The organism is Mesorhizobium sp. P2_D6 (assembly GCF_056404315.1).
The window spans coordinates 133,892-149,437 of sequence record NZ_JBFUEG010000009.1 but is presented as its reverse complement, the minus strand read 5'-3'; the positions used below and the strand labels follow the sequence as shown (position 1 = coordinate 149,437).

At 63.0% G+C, this 15,546-nt stretch carries 24 protein-coding genes and 1 riboswitch; of the genes, 16 read left to right on the top strand and 8 right to left on the bottom strand.

The window, feature by feature from the left end; translation table 11 throughout:
* Positions 1–97: 97 nt before the first annotated feature.
* Together AC1D1L_RS20510 and AC1D1L_RS20505 are read left to right on the top strand one after the other, a co-directional pair.
* A complete protein-coding gene (locus AC1D1L_RS20510; RefSeq protein ID WP_477343271.1) occupies positions 98–1,042 on the top strand; it encodes a LysR family transcriptional regulator in 945 nt (314 codons plus the stop codon).
* A gap of 213 nt (positions 1,043–1,255) precedes the next feature.
* Positions 1,256–1,705, top strand: coding sequence for a hypothetical protein (locus tag AC1D1L_RS20505; RefSeq protein WP_477343270.1), 450 nt, complete (start codon positions 1,256–1,258; stop codon positions 1,703–1,705).
* Positions 1,706–1,779: 74 nt separating this feature from the next.
* Here AC1D1L_RS20505 and AC1D1L_RS20500 read toward each other — a convergent pair whose 3' ends face one another.
* Positions 1,780–2,427 (bottom strand): response regulator transcription factor, encoded by a 648-nt coding sequence (locus AC1D1L_RS20500; RefSeq protein WP_352587443.1) that lies wholly within the window; start codon positions 2,425–2,427, stop codon positions 1,780–1,782.
* Positions 2,424–3,728 carry a sensor histidine kinase gene (locus AC1D1L_RS20495; protein ID WP_477343378.1) on the bottom strand — a complete coding sequence of 435 codons (1,305 nt, stop codon included), beginning with the start codon at positions 3,726–3,728 and terminating at the stop codon, positions 2,424–2,426. Before AC1D1L_RS20495 ends, AC1D1L_RS20500 begins: the two co-directional genes overlap by 4 nt.
* A 280-nt stretch (positions 3,729–4,008) precedes the next feature.
* Here AC1D1L_RS20495 and AC1D1L_RS20490 point away from each other — a divergent pair, with 280 nt between their 5' ends.
* Together AC1D1L_RS20490 and AC1D1L_RS20485 are read left to right on the top strand one after the other, a co-directional pair.
* Positions 4,009–4,206 carry a hypothetical protein gene (locus AC1D1L_RS20490; protein ID WP_477343385.1) on the top strand — a complete coding sequence of 66 codons (198 nt, stop codon included), beginning with the start codon at positions 4,009–4,011 and terminating at the stop codon, positions 4,204–4,206.
* Positions 4,155–4,277, top strand: coding sequence for an excalibur calcium-binding domain-containing protein (locus tag AC1D1L_RS20485; protein ID WP_477343269.1), 123 nt, complete (start codon positions 4,155–4,157; stop codon positions 4,275–4,277). The genes AC1D1L_RS20490 and AC1D1L_RS20485 overlap by 52 nt, the downstream gene beginning before the upstream one ends.
* 3 nt (positions 4,278–4,280) lie before the next feature.
* On the opposite strand, the gene dinB is transcribed toward AC1D1L_RS20485, so the two are convergent.
* Entirely contained in the window at positions 4,281–5,522 is a 1,242-nt protein-coding gene (gene dinB / locus AC1D1L_RS20480) for a DNA polymerase IV (RefSeq protein WP_477343268.1), read from the bottom strand.
* A 228-nt stretch (positions 5,523–5,750) separates the two neighbouring features.
* On the opposite strand from dinB, the gene AC1D1L_RS20475 reads away from it, so the two are divergent.
* From AC1D1L_RS20475 to AC1D1L_RS20460, 4 genes are all read left to right on the top strand, one after another.
* Positions 5,751–5,987 (top strand): hypothetical protein, encoded by a 237-nt coding sequence (locus AC1D1L_RS20475; protein WP_112566764.1) that lies wholly within the window; start codon positions 5,751–5,753, stop codon positions 5,985–5,987.
* Positions 5,988–6,433: 446 nt separating this feature from the next.
* The gene (locus AC1D1L_RS20470) at positions 6,434–7,174 is read left to right on the top strand and encodes a hypothetical protein (protein ID WP_477343267.1); all 741 of its coding nucleotides are present in this window, start codon (positions 6,434–6,436) and stop codon (positions 7,172–7,174) included.
* 191 nt (positions 7,175–7,365) lie between these two features.
* Positions 7,366–7,773, top strand: a complete 408-nt coding sequence (locus AC1D1L_RS20465; RefSeq protein WP_477343266.1) for a hypothetical protein — start codon at positions 7,366–7,368, stop codon at positions 7,771–7,773.
* Between the two features lie 278 nt (positions 7,774–8,051).
* The gene (locus AC1D1L_RS20460) at positions 8,052–8,273 is read left to right on the top strand and encodes a hypothetical protein (protein WP_352587464.1); all 222 of its coding nucleotides are present in this window, start codon (positions 8,052–8,054) and stop codon (positions 8,271–8,273) included.
* 132 nt (positions 8,274–8,405) lie between these two features.
* Here AC1D1L_RS20460 and AC1D1L_RS20455 read toward each other — a convergent pair whose 3' ends face one another.
* From AC1D1L_RS20455 to AC1D1L_RS20445, 3 genes are all read right to left on the bottom strand, one after another.
* Positions 8,406–8,555 carry a hypothetical protein gene (locus AC1D1L_RS20455; protein ID WP_142870100.1) on the bottom strand — a complete coding sequence of 50 codons (150 nt, stop codon included), beginning with the start codon at positions 8,553–8,555 and terminating at the stop codon, positions 8,406–8,408.
* A gap of 102 nt (positions 8,556–8,657) precedes the next feature.
* Entirely contained in the window at positions 8,658–8,942 is a 285-nt protein-coding gene (locus AC1D1L_RS20450; protein ID WP_142870101.1) for a PRC-barrel domain containing protein, read from the bottom strand.
* Positions 8,943–9,038: 96 nt separating this feature from the next.
* Positions 9,039–9,311, bottom strand: coding sequence for a hypothetical protein (locus tag AC1D1L_RS20445; RefSeq protein WP_477343265.1), 273 nt, complete (start codon positions 9,309–9,311; stop codon positions 9,039–9,041).
* Positions 9,312–9,468: 157 nt separating this feature from the next.
* On the opposite strand from AC1D1L_RS20445, the gene AC1D1L_RS20440 reads away from it, so the two are divergent.
* Positions 9,469–9,768, top strand: coding sequence for a hypothetical protein (locus AC1D1L_RS20440; RefSeq protein ID WP_477343264.1), 300 nt, complete (start codon positions 9,469–9,471; stop codon positions 9,766–9,768).
* 15 nt (positions 9,769–9,783) lie between these two features.
* Here AC1D1L_RS20440 and AC1D1L_RS20435 read toward each other — a convergent pair whose 3' ends face one another.
* On the bottom strand, positions 9,784–10,092 hold the full coding sequence (locus tag AC1D1L_RS20435) for a DUF982 domain-containing protein (protein WP_477343263.1): 309 nt from the start codon (positions 10,090–10,092) through the stop codon (positions 9,784–9,786).
* 212 nt (positions 10,093–10,304) lie between these two features.
* Between AC1D1L_RS20435 and AC1D1L_RS20430 the strand changes: the two genes are divergently transcribed.
* The 3 genes from AC1D1L_RS20430 (at position 10,305) to AC1D1L_RS20420 (ending at position 11,261) form a co-directional block, all read left to right on the top strand.
* Positions 10,305–10,634: a DUF1236 domain-containing protein gene (locus AC1D1L_RS20430; protein ID WP_477343262.1), complete on the top strand. Its 330-nt coding sequence runs from the start codon at positions 10,305–10,307 to the stop codon at positions 10,632–10,634.
* 90 nt (positions 10,635–10,724) lie between these two features.
* Positions 10,725–10,928: a hypothetical protein gene (locus AC1D1L_RS20425; protein ID WP_477343261.1), complete on the top strand. Its 204-nt coding sequence runs from the start codon at positions 10,725–10,727 to the stop codon at positions 10,926–10,928.
* A gap of 93 nt (positions 10,929–11,021) precedes the next feature.
* Positions 11,022–11,261, top strand: coding sequence for a DUF2934 domain-containing protein (locus AC1D1L_RS20420; RefSeq protein ID WP_477343260.1), 240 nt, complete (start codon positions 11,022–11,024; stop codon positions 11,259–11,261).
* Between the two features lie 129 nt (positions 11,262–11,390).
* Here the strand turns inward: AC1D1L_RS20420 and AC1D1L_RS20415 are convergent, their stop codons facing one another.
* Positions 11,391–11,756: a hypothetical protein gene (locus AC1D1L_RS20415; protein ID WP_477343259.1), complete on the bottom strand. Its 366-nt coding sequence runs from the start codon at positions 11,754–11,756 to the stop codon at positions 11,391–11,393.
* Positions 11,757–11,950: 194 nt separating this feature from the next.
* Positions 11,951–12,063: riboswitch (TPP riboswitch) on the top strand.
* Between AC1D1L_RS20415 and AC1D1L_RS20410 the strand changes: the two genes are divergently transcribed.
* The 4 genes from AC1D1L_RS20410 (at position 12,054) to AC1D1L_RS20395 (ending at position 15,544) form a co-directional block, all read left to right on the top strand.
* The gene (locus tag AC1D1L_RS20410; RefSeq protein ID WP_477343258.1) at positions 12,054–12,662 is read left to right on the top strand and encodes a YkoF family thiamine/hydroxymethylpyrimidine-binding protein; all 609 of its coding nucleotides are present in this window, start codon (positions 12,054–12,056) and stop codon (positions 12,660–12,662) included. It overlaps the preceding riboswitch by 10 nt.
* A gap of 256 nt (positions 12,663–12,918) precedes the next feature.
* Positions 12,919–13,755: an ABC transporter permease gene (locus AC1D1L_RS20405; RefSeq protein WP_477343377.1), complete on the top strand. Its 837-nt coding sequence runs from the start codon at positions 12,919–12,921 to the stop codon at positions 13,753–13,755.
* Positions 13,752–14,540 carry an ABC transporter ATP-binding protein gene (locus tag AC1D1L_RS20400; RefSeq protein ID WP_477343257.1) on the top strand — a complete coding sequence of 263 codons (789 nt, stop codon included), beginning with the start codon at positions 13,752–13,754 and terminating at the stop codon, positions 14,538–14,540. The genes AC1D1L_RS20405 and AC1D1L_RS20400 overlap by 4 nt, the downstream gene beginning before the upstream one ends.
* A complete protein-coding gene (locus AC1D1L_RS20395; RefSeq protein ID WP_477343255.1) occupies positions 14,537–15,544 on the top strand; it encodes an ABC transporter substrate-binding protein in 1,008 nt (335 codons plus the stop codon). The genes AC1D1L_RS20400 and AC1D1L_RS20395 overlap by 4 nt, the downstream gene beginning before the upstream one ends.
* Positions 15,545–15,546 lie beyond the last annotated feature (2 nt).

Genomic DNA, 15,546 nt, shown 5'->3' with positions numbered 1-15,546 from the left:
TGATGGTATGCCGACGAACCCGGCACCCGCCGCCTTCGCGTCGCAGGAGCCATTCGCAACTTTACTCTGCTGAATCCAGTGATATGATTTCAGGAATATGCTGAACAAGATTGATCTCGCCCGCGCCGACCTCAATTTGCTGGTCCTGTTCCAGACCATCATGGAAGAGCGGCATGTCGGCCGCTCGGCGGAGCGGCTCAACCTGTCAGCTTCGGCCGTCAGCCATGGGCTCGGCCGGCTGCGCAAGCTGCTTGGCGATCCGCTGTTTCTGAAGACACCGCGCGGCGTCGTGCCCACCGATCGGGCAACAGAGCTTGCCGAGCCGGTGGCCGAGATTCTGGCGCGGGTGCGCCGGGTGATCGCAAGCGCCGAGCCGTTCGATCCTGCCCGCTCGACGCGCCGCTTCACCATCGGCGCGCCGGATGCCGTGTCATCCGTGCTCTTGCCGCCGCTGCTCGACAAAGTGCGCCGAACGGCCCCGGCCGTCGACATCTCCATCCGGCACCTGCTGCCGCGCCAAGGCGAACCGTCGCCCACTACGGCCTGGAGCGACTGCGTCGCCGAGCTCGAAGCGCGCGCCATGGATGTCGCCGTGATTCCGTTCGACGGCCTGCCGCTGCGCTTTGCCGTCGACACGCTTTATGAGGAGGATTTCATCGTCGCCATGCGCTCCGGCCATCCTTTCGCGAACGAGCCGGGCCTCGAAAGCTACTGCGCCATGCAACACATGGTCGTCTCGAACAGCGGCGATCCAAATGGTTTTGTCGACAGGGTGCTGGCCGAACACGGCCTGTCGCGCCGCGTCGCGCTGACGGTCCCCAACTTCATGTTCGGACTGGCGGTGCTTGCGCAAACCGACCTGATCTCGGCCTATCCGCGCCGGTTCCTCGCCATGCATGGCGGCCGTTTCGGCGTCGTCGGCATCGATGCGCCCATCCGGTTCGGCCATTTCAACATCAACAGCATCGTGCCGAAAGTCGCGTTGATGGATGCGGGCCTGGCCTGGCTGGTCGGCCTGCTCAAACAGACCGGATGCAGCTAGAGGTTGCAAAATATAGGACTTAAGTCTGACAATTTTACAAAAAAGGTCTGTATTTGCCGAGACAAGGGTCGTAAGCCGCTTTCGCAAGGCCGTCGATTTGTGGATGCTGTTTTGCTAACAACGCCATTCCGGTTGTGGACAGATCGGATTGGTCTTCGCTGACCGTCAGGGGAAGAACAGATTACGCGATTGCGCCAACTCTGCTGGCTTTCCTTGCGGGCGTCCACAACGCTCGCCCTGATTCTTGTACCCTACCACCTCAGCTTTGACAGCGCCGCCAAGATTGCCGCCAGCAATGCCTTCGCCAAGGATGGCGGCAATGGGGGCGGCGGCGGCAATGGCGGCGGCGGCGGCAATGGCGGCGGCAATGGGGGTGGCGGCGGCAACAGTGGCGGCAACGGCAACAGCGGTGGAAACGGTAACAGCAACAGCGGCGGTAACGGCAAGGGCAAGGGCAATTCCGGCGCCGGCAAGGCCAGCCATGTGAATTCTGCAACCGGCGACCAGGTCGAGGTCGACGCCACCGGCATCACGGTCACCCATCCCAACGGCATGAAGGAACGGATCCAAAATGGCCGGTTCACGATGAAGGATGCGCTCGACCGCACCATTATCGAGCGGGCGGCGACCCCCGCCGATGTGGCACGTTTGAAAAGTTTGTGAGAGCAGCCGTTTAAGGCGGACGTGTTTTTTGCCTCAGTGCCTGGCGCGGATGGGTGTCGTCCGTGCGCCGCGCGTCAACTCGCGCGCTCCCGCGCCTCGCGCATCAGCAGCGCCGCCTCGGTGCGGTTGCGGACATTGAGCTTGGCCAGAACCCGCGTCATGTGATGCTTGACCGTCTTCTCCTGCAGCGAAAGCCGTGCGGCGACTTCCTTGTTGCTCAAGCCTTCCGCCACCAGGCGCAGAATATCGGTCTCGCGGCCGGTGAGCTGCTGGAGGGGTTCGGCCTTGCGATTCGCCGGCTGCAACAGGTCCGACAGAAGCCGGGCCGACAGTGTCGGCGAGACATAGCTTTCGCCAGCCGCGACATTGCTGAGGATTTCGGCCAGCGCCTTCGAACCGACGCCTTTCAGCACATAGCCGCGCGCGCCGGCATTGAGCGCCTGGGCAACGTCGGCATTGGCTTCCGACACGGTCAGCATGACGATTTTCTGGCCGGGGTGCCCGGTCATGATGCTTGCCGCGGCGGCGAGCCCGCCGCCCGGCATGCTGATGTCGAGCAGCACGATGTCGGGCCGCATGGTCGCGACCAGCCTTTCGGCATCCTCGGCGCTGGCGCCTTCGCCGACCACTTCGAAACCACCGATCTCGCCGAGGCTGCGCGCTACGCCCTCGCGAAACAACGGATGGTCGTCGACAATGGCAATGCGGATGGCTTGGGTCACGATTGCTCCTCAATGGACAATGTTATCACCAGTCGTGTGCCTTGTGGGCCAGATACAGTTTCAAACTGGCCGCCGATGCTCTCGATACGCTCCCTGAGACCGGCAAGCCCAAGGCCCTCGCTTCTTGCCGGGTCGAATCCGGGACCGCCGTCGAGGACCTCGACGAACAGCTTGCCGCCTTTCATTGCCGCTTTCACCGCCTGATCCCTGCCTTTCCCGTGGCGATAGGCATTGTTCAAGCCTTCCTGGACAAAACGATAGATGCTGATCTTCTCGGAAGGGCCGGGTTCGCGCAAGCGCTTTGGCAGCGTCAGCGAAACCGAGGTTCCGGTCCGCCGTTGGTGTTCGGTGACCGCCAGCCGCAATATGTCGAGCACCGCCGCCGTCTCGATCTGCGGCAGGACGAGACCGTTGCAGATGCCGCGTATCTCGCGGATCGCTTCATCAAGCGTTTTGTGGATGTCGGCGATCTCGGCTTCGCGCAGCGCGGTGGGGGCGCCGGGATCAAGTAAGATCGGGCTGTCCATCCTGAGGGCCGCCAGCGCCACGAGCTGGGCCGGCCCGTCGTGAAGATCGGCGCCGATGCGCCTGAGATAGCGTTCGTTGAGCGCGGTGGCGCGGCGCGAGGCGTGCTGCACGCGCTGGCGCAGCGATGAATTCTGTGACAGCAGCGCCCGCAATTCGGCGATCTTGGCTTCGAGTGCCGCCCGCTGGGTTTGGATAGTGCGGCTGCCGCGAAAGACGATGCCCGACAAAAGCGCCAGTGCCGCCGCCGTGGCGCCGGCCACAACCAGCCAGCTTTGCCACAAAGCGACGTTCAGCGTCGACTCGAAGCCGTCGGCAACCTCGTAGAACTCCGAAACGGCGACGACTTCGCCCGACCAGGGTTCGCGTACCGGATTGTAGATTTCCAGCAGCGGCCCAGCTTCAGTCTTTTTCTCGTATCGGCTCTCGGCATCGTCGTCGAGGTCGTTGTACTCGGCCACGACATTGCCGCTGAAGGCGGCGACCAGGTTGGCGTTGGGCTCGAACACCTTGCCGATCAGCGTCGTATCCTTGGCGTAGAGGATCGTGCCGTCGCGCCGCCACAGCTTGAACGACGCTAGCCGCTTGCCGAGTGCACCCTGGTCGAGCGTCTCGTCGAGCGCCCGCTTGACGGTATCGTCGAGCTCGCGGCTTTTGCGCATGTCGGGCAATAGCGGCGCGATCACGCTGTCGACATAGAGCGCCGTGGTCGCGGCGGAATTGCGCATGACGCCTTGCCGAATTTGCGAGGTCACCCACAGGCCGACCACCAGCATCACCACCAGCAGCCCGATACCGCCGGCAATGAGGAACTGCAGGGCCAGCGACAGTCTGCCCCAACGCCGCAAGAACTCTCCCAGGAAAACCCCAAGTAATCGCACGTCCTGCCTTTCTCGACCCAGGCCTGTTATAGAGGCAGTGCAGCGTTTGCGACATTGCCTGTGCAACTTTTTGCGCCATTGAAAGTTTTGGCTGCCAAGGATGATGCTCCTGCCGTTCCTGCGTTGGCCGATGCATCGCCGCCACGGCAGGTCGGGCAGGTTGAGATGGCTGGCCATGCTGGCTCCATTCATCCTGTTGTTCGGCTACATCGTTTCCGGCTTCCTGGGCGTTCGGTTCGACTCGCCCTGGGCCGTGCTCAGGCACCTTGCGGCATTCCGAACTGTAGCACTGCCCGTGCCGTCGGGCTGGCCCCTGCGCATATGGGAGAACCGGGCTACTGGCCGACGCACGACGTCGACCATGACGGCATAGCTTGCGAGCCCTGGAATGGGGCAAACGCGAGCGGCGTCAAGGTGCATCGCTATTGGCGCACCGGCCGATAGTTTTCACAGCTCCTTTTCCGCCAGTTCGCGGAAGGCGTCGGGGACCGAGCGCCGGGCTTCCAGCGCCACCGCGCCATAGCCGGCCGCCTCTCTGCCAAAGCGCTGGCGGATCTTGTCGATGGCACGGTCGGCGCCAAAGCGCGCCAGGCCCTTTTTGCTGCCGGGCCGCTGCTTCTCGTCATCGAGGCCGAGCGGCAGCTCGAGCTGCAGCTCGGCACTTTCTTCCAGCTGCGACACCGAGATCGCCAGCAGCGAGATGGTCTTCTCCCGAGGGTTGGCGGCCAGCACGCCGCGCACCAGTTCCTCGGCGATTTCGGCCAGCATCCCGGTCGCCGAAATCGGCTGATCGAGCGTCACCGAGCGCGTGACCGCGTGCAGATCGGCGAAACGCACCCGCACCGTCACTGTGCGGCCGGGCCGCGATTTTGCCCTGAGCCGGCTGGCGACCCGGTCTGCCAGATGCAGAAGAACAGGTCCGAACACATGGGCCTCGGCCGGCCGCTTGCCGAGCGCCGACTGGGCGCCGGCCGAATGCGCCCGCCGGTGCGTCTCGAGTTTTCGCGGATCTCGGTTCCACGCCAGCGATGCCAGCTTCTCGCCGGCGGCGGGGCCGAGCAGTCGGCGCAACGCGCCGCTGTGGGTCTTGGCCAACTGGCCGATGGTCTCGATGCCGATCTCGGCCAGCCGCGCTTTGGTCGCCGGGCCGACGCCCCACATCAACCCGACCGGCAGGTCGTGCAGGAAGGCGAGCTCCGTTGCCGGATCGACCACCACCAGCCCGTCGGGCTTCGCCACTTGCGAGGCGATCTTGGCCAGATGCTTGGTGCGCGCCACGCCGATCGAGATCGGCAGGCCGAGCTCGGCCCGTACACGTCGCCGCACCGTGGCGGCGATCTCGGCCGGCGACCCGAACAGATGCGTGCAGCCGGCGACATCGGCAAAGGCCTCGTCGATGGAAATCCGCTCGACCAGCGGCGTGAAATCGTCGAGCACTTTTATCGCAGCGTCGCCCAGCCTCTGGTACTCGCCGAAATTTCCGCCGACAAAGATCAACTGCGGGCAAAGCTCCCGCGCGCGCCGTCCCGGCATCCCGCTGCGCACGCCAAAAACCCTGGCCTCGTAGGATGCGGCCAGCACGACACCGCCGCCGACGGCAATCGGCTTGCCCCTGAGCGACGGGTCGAGCAACTGCTCCACCGAGGCATAGAAGGCATCGAGATCCGCATGCAGGATGGTGGGTTCCATCCCGGCCGTTCCTTTGGGCGTTGCAGCATTAGCCGCGTCTGTTGCTAGGGTGGTTTTGACGAACAAATAGAGAACAAACAGGGTCCGCTGTCAAGCGCCGCGCTTACCTCCAGTGAATTCGCCGGAGATCCGGCCGTCGATTGATCTGCCTTGTCAGGGGCCGGGGGAACATTGTGTCTCGCCGCCGCGTTCATGGTCTCGTTGGGACACTGTTTCGTGGAGGCTGGTATGGGCCAGTTCGAGATGATCGACCTCGTCAGCGTCGTTGACGCCTGCACGAGCGATCGCGTTGCCGGGCACTGCGTGTCTATGGCCAAGGCGGTGGAAGAATTGCGGGTGCTGACTGGCGATTTCGTGTCGCCGGACGAGGCGGTGGCCAATGCCCTGTCTGCGGTGGCGCTGAGGCGCGGCTGCGCCGTGCTGTTCGACGAACAGCCGGGCGCCGATATCCTGCTGATGCCATAGGGCCCAATGCCGCAAGCGCCTGAAAGGCGATGCCTTCGGGGCGACAATCGACCATCACCGATGCTCCGAACGCGTGGGTGCCGGCCCTCAATCCATCCGCGTCGAAAGCGGGCTCTGCAGGTGCTCGCTCATGTCGAATCCGTATTCGACACCTGTTCGGCAAATCACCCGACGACGGTCTTGGTTGCGACCTAAGTATCGCAGCAATTAGGCCTAAGGTCTGATCAGTATAGGGCGTCAGTCGCGCAAAGGGCCGGTCCGCACGGCGGTGTTCATATTTATCTTTATATATCAATTATTTACAAGATTTTGTCCAACCTTTTGCCGGTCGATTATCGCGTACCGCAACCACATTTATCTAAAGTTTACTCCGTCGAATTAGCAAATTCTCACATGGCGCTGCTATAGCGAGTCGGCGGAGGTGGGCTATCCCCCGAGGAGGTATTATGACATCCCGAAAAACTCTTTTAGCGGCGCTTGCCGCGTTTGCGCTTCTGGCCTCTCCGGCCCTGGCTGGTGCTGGTGGCAACGGTAACGGTGGTGGCCACGGCCATGGTGGTGGCAACGGTGGCGGCAACGGCAATGGCGGCGGCAACAGCGGCAAATCCGGCAACAGCGCTTCGCATGGCAAATCGGCATCGGCTCATGCCGGCAAGAAGGCCTCGACCGACGACCAGGCTGTCGATGACGTCGAAGTCGCCGCGACGCCCAAGGAAAAGAACATCCACGCCAAGCTTGGCCGGCTGAACTCGCTGCAACGCAACATCAACGCCTATATGAACTCCAAGAGCAAGAAGTTCGCCGGCGTTCAGGCTTATGTGACGGCGTCGGCAGTTGCCAAGAACGCCCAAGCCGCGGTCGTAGCCGCTGATCAGGCGGTCCTCGACGCCCAGGCCGCGCTCGAAGCGCTGGAAGCGAAAGCGGCTGACCCGCTTACCCCGCCCGACGAGGTCCCGACCCAGGCCGATCTCGACGCAGCGCAGGCCGCGGTGGATGACGCCACTCAGGCGGCACTGGATGCCAAGGCTGCGGCCACCGAAGCTGCCGCCGACATCCCATCGCTCGATGACGCACTCGCCGATATGGCCAACAAGCCGGTCGACCCCGAGGTCACCGACTGGGCCAACGGCGTGCTTGCCGACAAGATCGACCAGATGGCCGCCAAGCTGGCTCCGGCAACGCCGTAAGCCGACCACGGCTGAAACGGCCCAATAGAACGACCATGCCGCCGGGTTCGCCCCGGCGGCTTTTTGACGGGCCGAGGGAACTGCCGGTCCTAGGGAAAAAGCGTTACTAACCCCAAGTACGGTATGGAAAATCTTCACTCCTAAGTGTAGCCTTCGCAATACTGGGGTAAACGGCATCGGGGGAGAACGACATGCCTAAGGTTTCAGAGCTCTTTTTCAAAACCGCCATCGTGTTCCTCATATTGGGAATTGCGGCCGGCCTGCAGATGGCCATCTCAGGCGATCACGGCGCCTTCCCGGCGCATGCGCATATCAACCTGCTGGGCTGGGTGACGAGCGCCATCTTCGGCGGTTACTACGCGCTCAATCCGCAAAAGGCGGCGCGCCGCATCGCCATGGTTCACTACTGGCTCTATACGGTTGGCGTGGTGATCATGCTGCCGGCGCTCTACGTGATGTTGCAGGGAAACCCGGCGATTGAGCCTGTCGTTGCCGGCGGCTCACTCATCGTCGCCGCTGCCGTTCTGGTCTTCGCTGTCGTGGTGTTCTCGCCAGAAACTGCGCGCTCGGTCTCCGGCGTGCCGTCGCCCTCTCGCTGACCGATCGCGCAACGCGATTGCAGTCCGACCTGCGTCGCTAACGGCGACGCGGGGATGGGGTGGCTTGACGGCCGCAGCCCCTGGTTGCGGCGCCAGTCACCGGTTCTAGACTCCCGGCCCTCCCGTATTATTTCGTGACCATTTTACGCTGGAACCTTCCCCAATACTGCGCGTTGCCGCGACTGTATTCGTGCTGCCTTATAAATAGGCAGCCATGGGTACAGCCAAGCGGGCAGAGGGCAAAACCAAGCATGGGTTGGGGGAGGAGCACGACGCCAATGTCGAAAAGAGAAATCGGAACGTCCGCCTCACTGGGCCGACGCGTTGCCGATCTGAAGGCCAGGATGCAAAATGCCAGGATTACCGAATACGAGATGCAGACCTTCCAGAAGGTCGCAGCCATTATGGGGGGTAGCGAAGGCTCCCTACGCCTCGACGCCGACGACCTGATCGCCGCGTCCTTCCTCACCGAAGCGCTAGGCGATTCCGCGTCGAACTGAAGGCCGCTCGCGCGCCCGTCGGCCTCAAGCGCCGACGATTGCCCGGCCGGCCGCCGTCGGTGCCGGAGCGTGCACGCAGCACACGCTCAGCGTCGGGCGACTGCTGCGCGCTGAAGAGGCCGGGGAGCGGTCTCAATGGCGCTTGAAATACTGGACTTCGCGTTCGTGTTTTTCGGCCGCCTCGCGGCTGTCGAAGGTGCCGAGGTTGCGTCGTCGCCCAGTCTTTTCATCGACCTTGCGCGAATAGAGGCGGTATTTCCCTGATTTGAGTTTTCTGATCATCGGTCTCTCCCTGATCACCAGAGCGCCGCTGAAGCCAAACCGCCAGGGCGCACCTGGCGTGCCTAACGAAGGGCCTGGCCGCAGCCGGACCCTTCGAAAATATCAGTCGCGATGCTCCGGCATCGCCTTGAGCTGGTCCTTGGTCCAACTGGTGACGGCGTGGACGTCGCCATCCTCGTCGCGCATGAAATCAAGCTGGCTGGTGGTGACCGCCACCGGCTTGGCGCCGATGCCAAGAAAGCCACCGACGTCGATAACGACCTGACTGCCATGCAGATGATCGACGGAACCGATCTTCTCGTCGTCAGGGCCATAGATGGTCGCGCCTTCCAGTATGTCGGGCGTCAGTTCCGTGCTGGCAAGTCGTGCGTGATTGGTATGATCCATGGCCGGTCTCCTCTGGGTTGGACAATTTCCTAACCAGCGAACAGACGAAGAGTTCCGGTAAAACGCCACGAAAGTCCGGTGCAGACTGCTTCGAGCCTACACCTCGTCGAAAGGACCACCGCGCCGCGCCGGGTCGCGACCAATGGCGGCTTCCTCGGCATCGTCGGGCAAGGCATCGTCACTGTCCTGATAGGGGTTGTCGTCATCTTCCGCAGGCAGGCCGCCTTCCTTCTCGACACCGGTGGTGTCCGGCAGGCTTTCTTCATCTGCCCCGTCGGGAAGGATCCTTGCGCCACGCAACGCATCCCAGTCTTGCTGGCGCGGCGTCGGGGCTTCCACTTCGTCGTTTGGTTTTCTACGCGGGTCCATAATTTTCTCCCTGGTCGGTGCCTGCATCGAGAAGGTGGAACTCGCCGCCGGCACGCAGGTTCCCGAAACCGGTCCACCTTGCTTGGGAACCACGGGGAACCATTGCCGCTGGGCTGCATTTGCCAAAAGGAAGACGATTCCAGACGGAGACCGGACAATGAAAATCTTTGTTTTCTTGCCGTGCGCACTGCTGGCACTTGCCGGCCCTGCCGCCGCGCAAGACAGCGACGAGGGTGCTCCTCCCGCGCCTTGCCAGGCGCAGCCCCAGGATGGCGGCCAGCAGCCGCCTCCCGCCGATGACGGCAATGGCAATTCGACCGCCGATCTTGGTTCTTGCGGCGGCGTGCTGCAGCCGCCGCCCAGCGGTGACCAGGGCATGACGCAGCCGCCGCCGGACCAGGGCAAAACACCGGTGATCAAGCCCGGCGAGGTGCCTGTGCAGCCACCGAAGCAATGATCTCGCTTGAGGTCTCTACAGTGTGGACCGGGGCCGGCCAGGTCCAGCCTTGGCCAGGCGCAGCGCCGTCACCGGATCAATGCCGGTCCAGGCAATGCCGGCCGCCTCGGTAAAGGCTGCGAAAGCCCGCCGCGCCTGGTCCTTGGTCACGTGTCCAGCCCTGGCCATTTCGCAGGCCCTCAGCGCCGTTTCGTAAATCTTGCCGCGCCTGGCGTGCGGCCATTCCCGAAGAAAATTCTGCATCTCGGCTAGCGTGGTGATGTCGCGTCGGAAGCCGGCGCCGACGGCAATTGCCACGGGACTTTGCAGCCGCATATCGTCCATTTTGAAAGTCTCCTGAGGGATCGTCCTTCAATGCGAATCATGCCGGTGCGGTTCCGGCAATAATGGCTGGTCGGGCCGATCAATTAGTCTCCACTTACGGAACAAGACCGTACGAGAGGCGTTTGCCTCCCGGAGCCCGCCATCGCGATTTGTGCTGTTTTCGCCTCGTGCGGGAACGCGGTGGAGCTCGCAAACAACGACAGGAGACGAAGATGAAAACCGTCCTTATTCCAGTAGTCGCCGGGCTCGCCATGATCGCAGGTCTCGGTGTTGCCGCGGCCGACGAGGTCATTGTGACGCAGCCGGCGCAGCAGCAGGTGATCATCACCCCCGAACAGCGCACGGTCGTGCACCAATACGTAAAAAAACATCCGCTGGCCTCGGTCAGTCTTCTCGGCGTCGAATTGAATGTCGGCTCCGCCTTGCCCGACACTGTCGAGCTGCAGGAGGTTCCTGACGTTCAGTACAGATACGCTGTGGTCGACAACCATACAGTGTTGGTCGATCCCAGCACGCGCAGGATCGTTGAGGTGGTCGAATAACGCTGGCCACAACTGACCGAACCACCAATACGGCCCTGTCGTTCATCCCAACAAGGGCGGCAGGGCCGAATGATGAAAGGAGCATTGCTCATGTTGCCGCATGTCGAGACCAACGTGGCGGCGTGTTGCGACAAGCTGTTGGCTGAGCGCAGCACCGCGCTGTTGTCGATGAAGGAAGCGATTGCGCTCTTGCGGGAGCGCACCGGCACGGATCGGTCGGATGCCGACCTCGCCGGGCTGATCACCAAGAAAGCGGCGCTGCTCGGCGTTGCGGTCGTTTCCGATCCGCGTTGAAAGCAGCTCGTCACTCAAGACGCCGGCTCAAATTTCGGCTAATGTTTTCGTGGAATCTGGACCTAACCATCGGACCCAACCACGGAGGCTTAAGTGACGGACGACAAACAGGACCGCATTCGCCAGCGCGCACATGAGATTTGGGAACAGGCCGGCCGCCCGGAAGGCGCGCATCAGGAGCACTGGGAACAGGCCACGGCCGAAATAGATGGTTCGGCCGCCAAACCGAAGAAGACGGCGAAGAAGGCTGCTGCGAAGCCCGTCAAGGCCGACGCCAAGCCCAAGGCTGCAAAGCCGGCGGCCGCAAAGTCCGGCAAGGCCAAGTCGAAATAGGCAAGGGCAGAATTCGCCTGGGCGGCCCCGTTCTGGACGTCGCCGTTCGGCCCGCCAGGGTCTCTTAACCTGACGAATTGCGCCTCCACGGGGAGCGCAATTCATTGTGTATGAAGACCGCGTGATACCCTATGACTCCCAGGCGTAACTCGACAGGGCAAAGCGGATACCGGCAGCTGTCATGACCAGTTCGCATTCGGTGATCTGGCGCAGGTGGCGCAGATAGCGCGCCACCGTCTGCGGCAGCCAGCCGGCGCAGGCTTCGACATAGGCGCGGCTGTGAACGAGCGTGCCGGTCGACAGCCTCTCGTCCTTCTCGGCAATCACTTTCAAATATTGGCGGATGAAACGAATATCGTCGGCGATGTCCTGGCTGGCCATTCGCCATGCTCCGGCAACGCGTTCGCGCTGGTCGAACGACAGGGGCGGCAGCAGCGGCAGTGACAACAGCGGGCGGGAGAGGTCGGCGAAGGCGCCATGGTTCGCTGTGCTCACGGAACTCCCCTTGTTGAAAGGAAATATCGTACTTTATGTACGACATTTCGTCAAGGATGACGCGTACAATTTGAACGAATTCAACTTTCGAAATGATGCGGATTTTCCTGAAGCCAAGAAACCTGGCCCAACACACTTCGCGATGACAGTCGAAAAAATACTCTTCCCCAATGCCTCGAACAGTGCTTTAACCCGCCCATCCACAGGGGTGCTCCGTACGGTCGGGGCTGAGATGAGGGCGGCAAGCCTTCGGACTCTAAAGCTGATCTGGATAATACCAGCGGAGCGAGGCGGGCGATGTTTTCCGGTGCACAGATTTCCCTTTATCCCATGACCGACGATTTCGTCGGCGTCATCCTTGGCGCGCTTGGCGCGCTCGATCCCTGGCGTGACCGGCTGAGGATCGAAACCGACGACATCTCGACGCTTCTGGTCGGGCCGCCCGAGGTGTTGTTTCCAGCCATGCGCGACCTGTTCGTGGCGGCCGCCAAAAGCGGCAAGCACTGCGTGCTTTCGGCTGCGGTTTCGCGCGGCTGTCCAGGTGAGCCCGACGATCCGATCTGCCGCTCCGACGAGATCGGCGGACCCGCCATTGCGCAGGACGAGCGCAAGGTCGCCGCGATCCGCGCCGTCCAGGCCACGCCATCGACCGACCAGCCGGTGGCGGCGCAGTTCTCGCTCTATGTGATGGGCACGGGCGACCATATGGACGAGATCTATGGCTGCATCGATTTCCTGAAGCAGTCCGGCGTCTTTGAACGCTCGAAGAACTTCTGCACCAAACTGCGTGGCGATGCCGGCGCGGTGTTTGCCACGCTGACTGAGGCCTTCTGCCGGTTCGGCCCGGGCGCCGGCCACGTCACCCTCGACATCACGATTTCGGCGAACAGCCCGAGCGCCGCCTGAGCCGCGGCTCAGGCGTCGTTCATCAAGGATATTTGCCGTGGCTGTTTCGTTCAACCCATCGCGTGGGGGAGATGCCTCCGACCCCTCAGTACAAAGAGGAGGGGAGCCATTGGCGATTGGCGAAGACCGCGATGCAAGTGAATCTCCCCCCTTGAGGGGGAGATGGCCGGCAGGCCAGAGGGGGTTCCAGCGCGTGGAGCGCCGACGCTCTTTTCGCATCGGCAAGGCGTGGGCGCTCTATGGCCGGCGACCCCCTCTGTCGCCTTCGGCGACATCTCCCCCTCAAGGGGGGAGATCAGCCGCCGCCATCGCCAAGGCCATCCCCGCAGCCATCTCTTTCACCCTGCTCCTCGCGGCCTGGGAGCTCTACGCCCGCTATGGTGGCGCAGCGCCCACCATACTGCCGGCGCCGTCGCGCGTGTTGCTGCAAGCCTGGGAGAATCGCGCTGCTCTTGCCGACAATACGCTTCCCACCATCCGCGCCACGCTTGCCGGCTTTGCCTGCTCGTTGGTGGCTGCTTTCGTGCTTTCGGCGCTGGTCGATTTTTTGACCCCGCTCCGCCGCGCGCTCTTCCCCCTGCTGATCGTCAGCCAGACCTTGCCGCTGGTCGCCATCGCGCCGCTCATCGTGCTGTGGTTCGGCTTCGGGCTGATGCCGAAAATCCTGCTCGTCGCACTCGTCACCTTCTTTCCGATGATGGTGGCGTTGGTCGAAGGCTACGCTGCAACGAGCAAGGAGATTGCCCAGATGCTCGCCGCCATGGGGGCAGGGCGCTGGCGCATCTTCTGGCTGGCGCGGTTGCCTTCGGCGCTGCCCTATTTCTTCGCCGGTTTGAGGATCTCGATTACTTACGCCGTGGTCGGCGCGATCTTCGCCGAATATGCGGGGGCGGCGAAGGGATTGGGCATCTATATGCTCAACGCCAAGAACAATTTCCGCCCCGATCTGGTGCTCGCAGCGGTCGCCGTCAGCGCGGCGCTCACGCTTGCTTTGTTCGGCCTTGCGGTGCTCATCCAGCGCCTCGCCATGCCCTGGGAAAATGCGGGGAGCGAGAGCCGCGGCGGCAAGCCTTCGGGAGAGAGCTCCCAATGACACGGCTCGAACTCCGCGATATCAGCAAAAGCTTCGGCGCGCTGGAGGTGCTCGCGGGCATTTCGCTTCATGTCGCGGCCGGCGAGTTCGTGTCCATCCTCGGCCCCTCCGGCGCCGGCAAGTCGACGCTGTTCCAACTGCTCACCGGTGCGCTGAAAGGCGAGGGCGACATGCGTTTCGACGGTGCGCCACTCGATGACCATGGTCGCCATTTCGCCTTCATGCCGCAGCGTGACGCGCTGATGCCGTGGCGGCGCGTCATCGACAATGTGACGCTGGGGCTCGAAGTGCAGGGCATGCCGCGACGGACGGCGCGGGAGCAAGTCGCGCCGCTGTTCGCCGAATTCGGCCTTGCCGGTTTCGAGCGCGCCTGGCCGGCGGAACTCTCCGGCGGCATGCGTCAGCGCGCTGCGCTTTTGCGCACAATGGTGCAGCAACGCGACATGCTGCTGCTCGACGAGCCCTTCGGCGCGCTGGATGCGCTGACACGCGCGGCCATGCAGCGCTGGCTGGAAGGCATGTGGCAGCGTCATCGCTGGACGGCGCTGCTGATCACCCATGACGTGCGTGAAGCGGTGTACCTGTCGGACCGCATTTATCTCCTGTCGTCACGGCCCGCTCGCATCATCAGCGTGATTACCGTGCCGCTGCCGCGCCCGCGCACCACCGGCAGCGACGCCGCGCGCCAGGCCGCTGTACTCGAAGCCGAAATCCTCGACACGCTGCTCGATACCGGAGCGGACCGAGCCTCGTTCCCGCAGACCGTTCAAAGGAGTTTATCATGACCGAATTCACCCGCCGGCAAGCGCTGCTTTTAACGCTGGCTGCCGGACTGCCGCTGGCCTCGCGCGCTCATGCTGCCGCGCAAAAAATCACCGTCGCGCTTGATTGGACCGTCAACACCAACCACATCGGCCTGTTCGTGGCCCGCGACAAAGGTTTTTACGACGAGGCCGGGCTCACCGTCGACATCCTGCCTTATGGCGATACCGGCGCCGGCACGCTGGTCGCCAACCGCATCGCCGATTTCGGCATTGCCGGCGTCGGCCTGTTCACCCAGCGCGCCGCCGGCGCCGACCTCAAGGCGGTCTACGCCGTGGTGCAGCAGGAGACCGGCCGGCTGGTCTTCAACGCGGATCGCAGCGAGATCAAGAGCCCGAAGAATCTCGACGGCCTGACCTATGGCGGCTTCGGCAGCGCCTGGGAAAACACGCTGATCTCGACCATCATCCGCCACGATGGCGGCAAGGGCAGTTTCGAGACGGTGACGCTCGGCACCTCGGCCTATGAGGCGCTGGCCAACGGCTCGGTCGACTTCACGCTGGAAGTCTCGACCTGGGAAGGCGTCGATGCCGAGCTGAAGGGCATCAGGCAACGCGGCTTCCGCTATGCCGATTATGGTGTGCCCGACGAGCACACTACCGTCATCGCCTCCAGCGATGCCTATCTCCAGGCAAACCCGAAAACGGCTTCCGCCTTCGTCGAGGCAACGCGGCGCGGCTACCAATTCGCCGTCGATCATCCGCAAGAAGCCGGCGACCTGCTGATCGCGTCCAACAAGGACGCGCTGACCGACCCGGCGCTGATCCACGCCTCGCTGAAGATGCTGGTCGACGGGCACTTTTTGCGCAGCCAGGACGGCGTCATCGGCACCATCGACAAGGCCAAGGTCGAGGCGATGGGCGGCTACCTCTTCAGTGCCGGAATATTGCTCGATGGTGATGGCAAGGTGCTGAAGGAAAGGCCGGATTTTGGACCCTATTTTACGAACGAGTTTTTGGGAGCGTAATC